7 protein-coding genes, 1 tRNA gene and 2 rRNA genes are annotated in these 10,194 nt (G+C 52.8%); 7 read left to right on the forward strand and 3 right to left on the reverse strand.

Features of this window, described 5'->3' with window-relative positions:
* The first annotated feature begins 313 nt into the window (after nucleotides 1-313).
* The 7 genes from SPG90_RS15430 to SPG90_RS15460 all read left to right on the forward strand — a co-directional run bounded on the left by SPG90_RS15430 (nucleotide 314) and on the right by SPG90_RS15460 (nucleotide 9,730).
* Nucleotides 314-1,453: an efflux RND transporter periplasmic adaptor subunit gene (locus SPG90_RS15430; protein WP_126303147.1), complete on the forward strand. Its 1,140-nt coding sequence runs from the start codon at nucleotides 314-316 to the stop codon at nucleotides 1,451-1,453.
* A gap of 11 nt (nucleotides 1,454-1,464) precedes the next feature.
* Nucleotides 1,465-4,578, forward strand: coding sequence for an efflux RND transporter permease subunit (locus SPG90_RS15435; RefSeq protein ID WP_126303148.1), 3,114 nt, complete (start codon nucleotides 1,465-1,467; stop codon nucleotides 4,576-4,578).
* 303 nt (nucleotides 4,579-4,881) lie between these two features.
* A complete protein-coding gene (locus SPG90_RS15440; protein WP_008502867.1) occupies nucleotides 4,882-5,103 on the forward strand; it encodes a lipoprotein in 222 nt (73 codons plus the stop codon).
* 473 nt (nucleotides 5,104-5,576) lie between these two features.
* Nucleotides 5,577-6,602 (forward strand): amino acid ABC transporter substrate-binding protein, encoded by a 1,026-nt coding sequence (locus SPG90_RS15445; protein WP_024906309.1) that lies wholly within the window; start codon nucleotides 5,577-5,579, stop codon nucleotides 6,600-6,602.
* Between the two features lie 67 nt (nucleotides 6,603-6,669).
* The gene (locus SPG90_RS15450; RefSeq protein ID WP_045404795.1) at nucleotides 6,670-7,851 is read left to right on the forward strand and encodes an amino acid ABC transporter permease; all 1,182 of its coding nucleotides are present in this window, start codon (nucleotides 6,670-6,672) and stop codon (nucleotides 7,849-7,851) included.
* 9 nt (nucleotides 7,852-7,860) lie between these two features.
* A complete protein-coding gene (locus SPG90_RS15455) occupies nucleotides 7,861-8,964 on the forward strand; it encodes an amino acid ABC transporter permease (protein WP_023309439.1) in 1,104 nt (367 codons plus the stop codon).
* A 7-nt stretch (nucleotides 8,965-8,971) separates the two neighbouring features.
* Complete coding sequence (locus SPG90_RS15460) at nucleotides 8,972-9,730, forward strand: amino acid ABC transporter ATP-binding protein (protein ID WP_023309440.1); 759 nt, start codon at nucleotides 8,972-8,974, stop codon at nucleotides 9,728-9,730.
* Between the two features lie 106 nt (nucleotides 9,731-9,836).
* Here the strand turns inward: SPG90_RS15460 and rrf (SPG90_RS15465) are convergent.
* The 3 genes from rrf (SPG90_RS15465) to rrf (SPG90_RS15475) form a co-directional block, all read right to left on the reverse strand.
* Nucleotides 9,837-9,952 (reverse strand): 5S ribosomal RNA (rrf, locus tag SPG90_RS15465).
* 43 nt (nucleotides 9,953-9,995) lie between these two features.
* A tRNA-Thr gene (locus SPG90_RS15470) sits at nucleotides 9,996-10,071 on the reverse strand.
* A 14-nt stretch (nucleotides 10,072-10,085) separates the two neighbouring features.
* A 5S ribosomal RNA gene (gene rrf, locus SPG90_RS15475) occupies nucleotides 10,086-10,194 on the reverse strand; the annotation flags it as partial.

Raw genomic sequence — 10,194 nt, forward strand, 5'->3', positions numbered from 1 at the left:
AATTTTGCACAAAAAAAGTCACCCCTCTTAATTTATAATCAATATAAATATATCGCTCCAATTAAATTGGCGGAGTGAATAATTAAAAACATTAAACTCATTTACCTGATTAACATGCCTGAACTATATCCCAGAATGAAGCTGGTCTGATTCTGATTCTGATTTTCTTCTACAAGCATGGTCATTCGCACTTATAAATTAAAAAACATTAAATACCCTCATTATTATACGCAGCTACATTTTATTTTTATCCCTCTGCCCCTGCTACCGATTCGCAGCATATATCGGTTAATGGGTATTTAAAGGAACAGTAATGACGAATCATTTCAGACGCTTGCCCTTATCCGGTTTCATTGTCTGCACGGTACTGCTCACTGGATGCGATGGTCAGGAAAATCAACAACAGCATCTGCAGGCGCCCCAGGTCAGCGTGCATATTGTGAAAAGCGCGCCTCTGGCTGTCACCACTGAACTCCCGGGCAGAACAGATGCATTTCGCGTTGCGGAGGTTCGTCCTCAGGTTAGCGGCATTATCCTGCGCCGTAACTTCTCGGAGGGTAGCGATGTAAAAGCGGGCGAGTCACTTTACCAGATTGATCCTGCGCCCTATCAGGCCACCTATGACAGCGCAAAAGGTGAGCTGGCGAAGGCTCAGGCGGCGGCCAATATTGCGCACCTGACGGTGAAACGTTATCTCCCGCTGGTAGGCACCCAGTATGTCAGTAAGCAGGAGTATGACCAGGCCGTGGCGACGGCTCAGCAGGCAGATGCCAGCGTGGTTGCCGCAAAAGCGGGTGTTGAAAGCGCACGTATCAACCTTGCCTACACCAAAGTGACCTCTCCGGTTGATGGTCGTATCGGAAAATCCAGCGTGACAGAAGGGGCGCTGGTGACGAACGGGCAAGCCGCAGCGCTGGCAACGGTCCAGCAGCTCGATCCGATTTATGTTGATGTCACCCAGTCCAGTAATGATTTTATGCGCCTGAAACAAACGAGCCTGCAAAAAGGCGATACCGCCAGCAGCGTTGAGCTGCTGATGGAGAACGGGCAGCCCTACCCGCTAAAAGGCACATTGCAGTTCTCTGACGTCACGGTCGATGAAAGTACCGGATCGATTACCCTGCGCGCCATTTTCCGGAACCCTCAGCATCTGTTGTTACCCGGCATGTTCGTTCGCGCCCGCATTGATGAAGGCACCCAGCCGGATGCGATTCTGGTACCACAGCAGGGCGTAACCCGTACACCGCGAGGCGATGCAACCGTGCTGGTGGTAAACGATAAAAACCAGGTTGAGCCGCGAACCGTCGTTGCGTCTCAGGCGATTGGCGACCGCTGGCTGGTAACGGAAGGGCTGAAAAACGGTGACCGCGTGATTGTCAGCGGGCTACAGAAAGTCAGCCCGGGGGTAACCGTCGTCGCCACGCCGGATACCACCACGGCTCCAGCCAGTTAAGGGACGACGACATGGCTAATTTCTTTATTCAGAGACCGGTTTTCGCCTGGGTGCTTGCCATCATTTTGATGATTGCAGGCGGGCTGGCCATTCTCAAACTTCCCGTCGCACAGTATCCGACCATTGCTCCTCCCGCGGTGGCGATATCCGCGACCTACCCGGGAGCTGACGCTCAAACGGTGCAGGATACCGTGACCCAGGTTATCGAACAGAACATGAACGGTATCGATAACCTGATGTATATGTCCTCCACCAGCGATTCAGCGGGTAACGTCACCATCACCCTGACCTTCGAGTCAGGGACCGATCCGGACATCGCCCAGGTACAGGTGCAGAACAAGCTGCAGCTCGCCATGCCGCTGCTGCCGCAAGAGGTACAGCAGCAAGGGATTGGTGTGGAGAAATCCAGCAGCAGTTTCCTGCTGGTCGCCGGCTTTGTTTCAGACAACAAAAATCTCACGCAGAATGACATCTCTGACTATGTCGCGTCGAACGTCAAAGATGCCATCAGCCGAACGTCTGGCGTCGGTGACGTTCAGCTGTTTGGCGCTCAGTATGCGATGCGCATCTGGCTCGACAGCAACGCGATGAACAAATACCAGCTGACGCCACAGGATATTATCAACCAGCTGAAAACGCAGAACGACCAGATAGCTGCAGGCCAGCTGGGCGGAACGCCGTCCATCCCCGGGCAACAGCTCAATGCCTCAATCATCGCGCAAACCCGCCTGAAATCACCGGAGGAGTTTGGTCGCGTGACGCTCAAGGTGAACCAGGACGGCTCGATGGTGCATCTGAAGGATGTGGCTCGTATTGAGCTGGGTGGCGAAAACTACAACATGGTCACTAAAATCAACGGGCAGGCGGCAACCGGTCTGGGGATTAAGCTGGCAACCGGGGCAAATGCGCTGGACACTGCGGCAGCCATTAAGAGCAAGCTGGCGCAACTGCAGCAGTTCTTCCCGCAGGGGCTGAAAGTGGTCTATCCCTATGACACCACGCCTTTTGTGAAGATCTCCATTCACGAAGTGGTGAAGACCCTGTTTGAAGCAATCATTCTCGTCTTCCTGGTCATGTACCTGTTCCTGCAAAACCTGCGCGCGACCCTCATCCCAACTATCGCGGTGCCGGTCGTTCTGCTGGGTACCTTCGCGGTTCTGGCGGCATTCGGTTTCTCCATCAATACCCTGACGATGTTCGGCATGGTGCTGGCGATAGGTCTGCTGGTCGATGACGCTATCGTGGTCGTTGAGAACGTTGAACGCGTCATGGTCGAGGACAAACTGCCGCCGAAAGAGGCCACGCAGAAGTCGATGGAGCAGATCCAGGGTGCACTGGTCGGGATCGCCATGGTGCTCTCGGCGGTCTTTATTCCGATGGCCTTTTTTGGCGGCTCGACGGGGGCGATCTATCGTCAGTTCTCGCTGACTATCGTTTCCGCTATGGCGTTGTCCGTACTGGTTGCGCTAATCCTGACGCCCGCACTCTGCGCAACGTTGCTTAAGCCCCTATCCGGCGACCATCATGAGAAAAAAGGTGGCTTCTTCGGCTGGTTTAATGCGCTCTTCGATAAAAGCGTGGAGCACTACAGCAACAGCGTGAGCGGTATTTTGCGTAAGGCAGGGCGCTATCTGGCGGTGTACGTCATTATCGTCGTAGGGATGGCGGTGCTCTTCCTGCGCTTGCCCACCTCCTTCCTGCCCGAAGAGGATCAGGGGGTGTTTATGACGATGGTTCAACTCCCGGCGGGTGCAACCCAGACGCGTACTCAGCAGGTCCTCGATCAGGTTCAGGACTACTATCTGAACAAAGAGAAAGCGAACGTTGATTCTGTCTTTACCGTAAACGGCTTTAGCTTTAGCGGCCAGGGTCAGAACGCCGGCATTGCCTTCGTCAGCCTGAAGCCCTGGGAGGAGCGCCCGGGGGCGGAAAACGGCGTTGAAGCCATTGTGGGTCGCGCGACAAAAGCCTTCAGTCAGATTAAAGATGGCCTCGTGTTCCCTTTTAACCTGCCTGCCATTATTGAGCTGGGTACCGCCACGGGCTTCGATTTTGAGTTGATCGATCAGGCGAACCTGGGGCATAACCAGCTGACGCAGGCGCGTGACCAGCTGCTTAGCATGGTGAAAGAGCACCCTGACCTGCTGGTTCGCGTCCGCCCTAACGGCCTTGAAGATACGCCTCAGTTCAAGCTGGATGTCGACCAGGAGAAAGCGCAGGCGCTGGGCGTGAGTCTTTCTGACGTCAACCAGACGATTTCGACGGCCTTAGGTGGCACCTATGTGAACGACTTTATCGATCGTGGGCGCGTGAAAAAGGTCTACGTACAGGCCGACGCAAAATTCCGTATGTTGCCGGGAGATATTAATAACCTTTACGTGCGCAGCGCGAATGGGGAAATGGTCCCATTCTCCGCCTTTAGCAACGCTCACTGGGTCTATGGTTCACCTCGTCTGGAGCGCTATAACGGGATGCCCTCTATGGAGATCCTGGGTGAATCAGCTCAGGGTAAAAGTACCGGTGAGGCCATGGCTATGATGGAAAGTCTCGCGGCAAAACTGCCTTCCGGTATCGGCTATGACTGGACGGGGATGTCTTATCAGGAGCGCCTCTCGGGTAACCAGGCGCCAGCACTGTACGCCATTTCACTGATCGTGGTGTTCCTGTGCCTGGCTGCGCTGTATGAAAGCTGGTCCATTCCGTTCTCCGTCATGCTGGTTGTGCCGCTGGGGGTCATTGGGGCTCTTCTCGCAGCGTCGCTGCGCGGGTTAAACAACGACGTCTATTTCCAGGTCGGTCTGCTGACGACGATTGGTTTATCGGCTAAAAACGCCATCCTGATCGTCGAATTTGCTAAAGACCTGATGGATAAAGAAGGCAAAGGCATTATTGAAGCCACGCTGGAAGCTTCCAGGATGCGCCTTCGACCGATCCTTATGACATCCCTGGCCTTTATTCTTGGCGTCATGCCGCTGGTGATCAGCACCGGGGCCGGGAGCGGGGCGCAAAACGCCGTCGGTACGGGCGTTATGGGGGGAATGCTTTCCGCAACCCTTCTGGCGATTTTCTTCGTGCCTGTTTTCTTTGTGGTTGTTCGGCGACGGTTTACTCACCATAAAGGTTAATGTTTCCCTGAAAAGGCACCTCTGGTGCCTTTTTATTTTTAACATAAACAATGAATTAGGCTTTACATAAAGGCAGCATTAAAAATATGATGATTTGCATTAAGTAAAAACAGTCTCTTGCAACTCCATAATTCCTCCATTAATGCCTCCTTAAACCGACTTTTCTCCACGATTTTTACAAACTACATAATTTGAGATTATTCCTCGTGTAACGAGGACTTACCCCGGTGGTAAAATAACCTCCAGTTCGTTAATAGCCCTCCTGGCTTAATAGCGGATGAGAAATAATACTGAGGTAACATCATGAAAAGATTCATTTCCGTTGCACTTCTCGCTGCGCTGCTTGCTGGTTGCGCGCACGACTCTCCATGTGTACCGGTTTACGACGACCAGGGCCGACTGGTTCATACCAATACCTGTATGAAAGGCACCACCCAGGATAACTGGGAGACTGCGGGTGCTATCGCCGGCGGTGCTGCCGCAGTAGCGGGTCTGACGCTGGGTATTGTTGCCCTGACCAAGTAAAATCTGTTGAGAAAGCGCGGCTCTGGCCGCGCTTTTGCTTTTAATGAGTGCAGTATTTTCAAATAAGTAAAAAAATAGCCCCGTATTTATTCACGTAATTAATCTAAGCCTGAAGTCAGTCACAGCTTTTTTGCATACTCATTCAAATTACTTATTCTATCGTGATGATTTTCACACATTAATATTATTGAATACCCTGCCAATATTCACGCTAAAAACTATCTCTTCTTTTTCCAGACCCGACTCGCAACTTTTGCTCCAATTTGTGGCACAGGTTGTAATTTCGCACCGTTTCGGGGCGCTCGTTTTATTTAAGCCTGTCTACACTCAGCATTAAGCGTTCACTCGTCTCTTATTTTGTCGAACGCAAAACTGGCATTACGTTTGCTTTATAAACGTTGGCCAAAGCCACAGACAGGTAAAGCGTTTAAAAACGCCTCTATAACGATAAATTACGCCACACAGGATGCATTATGAAAAAGACGATGATAGCCAGCCTGGCCGCTGCAGGTATGTTGTTTGCCGTAGCCGGTCAAGCCCATGCGGGAACGACACTGGATGCCGTTAAAAAGAAAGGTTTTGTTCAATGTGGTATCAGTGACGGTTTGCCTGGCTTCTCTTATGCCGATGCGAACGGCAAATTTACCGGTATTGATGTGGACGTCTGCCGTGGCGTTGCAGCCGCCGTTTTTGGCGATGACAGCAAAGTAAAATACACCCCGCTGACGGCGAAAGAACGCTTTACGGCGCTGCAGTCCGGCGAGGTCGACATGCTCTCCCGTAACACCACCTGGACCTCCTCCCGTGATGCAGGCATGGGGATGTCATTTACGGGCGTGACCTATTATGACGGCATCGGCTTCCTGACCCACAATAAAGCCGGCCTGAAAAGCGCTAAGGAACTGGATGGCGCCACCGTTTGTATCCAGGCGGGCACCGATACCGAGCTGAACGTCGCGGATTATTTCAAAGCAAACAACATGAAATACACTCCGGTGACATTCGACCGCTCGGATGAATCGGCTAAAGCGCTGGAATCCGGCCGTTGCGACACGCTGGCCTCTGACCAGTCACAGCTGTATGCCTTACGCATTAAGCTGAGCAATCCGGCAGAGTGGATTGTTCTGCCTGAAGTCATTTCCAAAGAGCCTCTCGGACCGGTCGTTCGTCGTGGCGATGAAGACTGGTTCTCCATTGTTCGCTGGACGCTCTTTGCCATGCTGAACGCAGAAGAGATGGGCATCAACTCGAAAAACGTTGATGAGAAAGCCGCTAAGCCATCCAACCCGGATATGGCACACCTGCTCGGTACAGAAGGTGATTTCGGCAAGGATCTGAAGCTGGATAACAAGTGGGCCTACAACATCATTAAACAGGTGGGCAACTACTCTGAGATCTTTGAGCGCAACGTGGGATCGGAAAGCCCGCTGAAGATCAAACGCGGCCAGAACAATCTCTGGAACAACGGCGGTATTCAGTACGCACCACCAGTACGTTAAGTCATAGCTGTAACGGGCACTGCTCCGGCAGTGCCCACTCCAGAGTCATGGTTACTGAGGTTTCTTTATGTCCCATCGCCGCTCAGCCGTAAAAGGATCGCTATCCTTTTCTCATCCCGCGGTCCGCGCCTGGCTATTCCAGATTATTGCTATTGTTGCGGTTGTTCTCATCGCCGTGTATCTCATCCATAATACCATCACCAACCTGAATAACCGCGGCATTACCTCCGGTTTCGCGTTTTTAGATCGCAGCGCGGGGTTTGGTATTGTTCAGCACCTTATTGATTACCAGGAAGGTGACACGTACGGACGCGTGTTCGTGGTCGGTTTACTGAATACGCTGTTGGTATCGGCACTTTGTATCGTTTTCGCGTCGGTACTGGGCTTCTTTATTGGCCTGGCGCGTCTTTCTGAAAACTGGCTCCTGCGGAAACTGTCGACTGTTTATATCGAGACGTTCCGCAATATCCCCCCGCTCCTGCAGATCTTCTTCTGGTATTTCGCCGTACTGCGTAACCTTCCCGGTCCCCGCCAGGCCGTCGACGCGTTTGAGCTGTTTTTCCTGAGTAACCGTGGATTGTCCATTCCTTCTCCTCAGCCGGGTGAAGGGCTGTACGCTTTTATCGGCGCGATTGTGATAGCGCTTGCGCTCTCTGCGGGGGTATTCCGTTTTAACCGCAAGCATCAGATCAAAACCGGTCAGCTTCGTAGAACCTGGCCCACGGCAGCTGTCCTGATCGTTAGCCTGCCGCTAATGGCACACTGGCTGTTTGGGGCCGCTTTGCACTGGGATATTCCACATCTGCGGGGCTTTAACTTTCAGGGCGGGATGGTATTAATTCCCGAGCTGGCAGCCCTGACGCTGGCGCTGTCGATTTATACGTCCGCCTTTATCGCAGAGATTATCCGTGCAGGGATCCAGGCAGTTCCTTATGGGCAGCACGAGGCGGCGCGCTCGCTGGGATTACCCCATACCGTGACGCTTCGCCAGGTCATTATTCCGCAGGCTTTACGGGTCATCATTCCCCCCCTGACCAGCCAGTATCTCAATATTGTCAAAAACTCGTCTCTGGCCGCTGCCATTGGTTACCCGGATATGGTGTCGCTCTTCGCCGGAACCGTGCTTAACCAGACCGGACAAGCCATTGAAACCATCGCCATCACCATGTCTGTCTATCTCATCATCAGCCTGGTAATTTCACTGCTGATGAACCTCTATAACCGTCGTATAGCACTGGTCGAGCGCTAAGGATTTATGATGACAAAAGCGATACTGTCGCACTCCTCGCGCCCTGCCAACTCGACAGGTGGACGTTTTATTCTCTGGGCGCGCAAGAATCTGTTCTCCAGCTGGAGTAACAGCCTGCTGACGATTGTCTGCCTGTGGCTCATGTGGGAGTTGATTCCTCCCCTGCTGAACTGGGCGTTTTTACAGGCCAACTGGGTCGGTTCAACCCGGGCAGACTGTACAAAAGCCGGCGCCTGCTGGGTGTTTATCCATGAACGCTTCGGTCAGTTCATGTATGGGTTGTATCCGCATGAACAGCGCTGGCGGATTAATCTGGCGCTGGTTATCGGTCTGCTCTCTGTCGCAGTCATGTTCTGGAAAAAGCTGCCTCACCGTGGACGCTATATTGCCGTCTGGGCGGTGGTTTATCCGATTATTGTCTGGGTGCTGCTGTATGGCGGTTTTCTGGGGCTGGAACGCGTTGAAACACGCCAGTGGGGCGGGCTGACGCTGACGTTGATTATCGCATCAGTGGGGATAGCCGGTGCTCTGCCGTGGGGGATTTTACTGGCCCTGGGACGGCGTTCAAAAATGCCGATCGTCCGCGTGCTCTCCGTTATCTTCATTGAGTTCTGGCGTGGCGTCCCGCTTATCACCGTCCTGTTCATGTCGTCGGTCATGCTGCCGCTGTTTATGGCAGAGGGAACAACCATCGACAAGCTGATCCGTGCCCTGGTGGGGGTGATTCTCTTCCAGTCCGCCTATGTCGCTGAAGTTGTGCGAGGTGGTTTGCAGGCGTTGCCTAAAGGCCAGTACGAAGCGGCGGAATCACTGGCTCTCGGTTACTGGAAAACGCAGGGACTGGTCATTCTTCCACAAGCACTCAAGCTGGTCATTCCGGGTCTGGTCAACACGATCATTGCCCTCTTCAAGGATACCAGTCTGGTGATCATCATCGGATTGTTCGATCTCTTTAGCAGCGTGCAACAGGCAACCGTTGACCCTGTCTGGCTGGGTATGTCCACCGAAGGATATGTCTTTGCTGCCCTGATCTACTGGATCTTTTGTTTTAGCATGTCGCGCTACAGCCAGCATCTGGAAAAGCGCTTTAACACCGGGCGTACACCGCACTGAGGAAATTATGAGCCAAATAACTATGACACCCGCCGACGCGATGATTACGCTGGAAAATGTGAATAAATGGTACGGACAATTTCATGTCCTGAGGGACATTAATCTTAAGGTAAAGCAGGGAGAACGCATCGTCCTTTGCGGCCCTTCGGGCTCCGGAAAATCCACAACCATTCGCTGTATTAATCATCTTGAAGAACATCAGCAAGGACGCATTGTGGTTGATGGTATCGAGCTGAATGAAGATATCCGCAATATCGAACGCGTACGTCAGGAAGTAGGAATGGTATTTCAACACTTTAATCTGTTTCCGCACCTGACCGTTCTGCAGAACTGTACGCTTGCGCCGATTTGGGTACGAAAGATGCCGAAAAAGGAAGCGGAGGCGTTGGCAATGCACTACCTGGAACGCGTACGTATCGCAGAGCATGCCAATAAATTCCCTGGCCAGATATCGGGTGGCCAACAGCAGCGTGTGGCTATCGCCCGTTCGCTGTGTATGAAGCCGAAAATTATGCTGTTTGATGAACCGACATCTGCCCTGGATCCGGAAATGGTGAAAGAGGTTCTGGACACCATGATTGGGCTGGCTCAATCCGGCATGACCATGCTGTGTGTGACGCATGAGATGGGGTTTGCGCGAACCGTGGCCGACCGGGTGATCTTTATGGACCGCGGTGAGATTGTTGAACAGGCGCCGCCGGATGAGTTCTTTGCGCATCCGAAGTCAGAACGTACGCGAGCATTCCTGTCGCAGGTGATTCATTAATCTGCTGTTTTTGCCCGGTGGCGCTGCGCTTACCGGGCCTACCGTTTTCACGAGAATCATAACGCAAAGAGGCCATCCTTTCGGATGGCCTCTTCACTTGTTTGATGTCTGGCAGTTCCCTACTCTCACATGGGGAGACCCCACACTACCATCGGCGCTACGGCGTTTCACTTCTGAGTTCGGCATGGGGTCAGGTGGGACCACCGCGCTAAAGCCGCCAGACAAATTCTTTTACTTCTTGCCGAACTTTACCCTAAGTATAAAGTGGTGCTGATACCCAGAGTCGAACTGGGGACCTCACCCTTACCAAGGGTGCGCTCTACCAACTGAGCCATATCAGCACGCTAAATTTGATGCCTGGCAGTTCCCTACTCTCACATGGGGAGACCCCACACTACCATCGGCGCTACGGCGTTTCACTTCTGAGTTCGGCATGGGGTCAGGTGGGACCACCGCGCTAAAGC

Source organism: Enterobacter sp. D2 (assembly GCF_034427575.1).
Taxonomy (GTDB): domain Bacteria; phylum Pseudomonadota; class Gammaproteobacteria; order Enterobacterales; family Enterobacteriaceae; genus Enterobacter; species Enterobacter cloacae_M.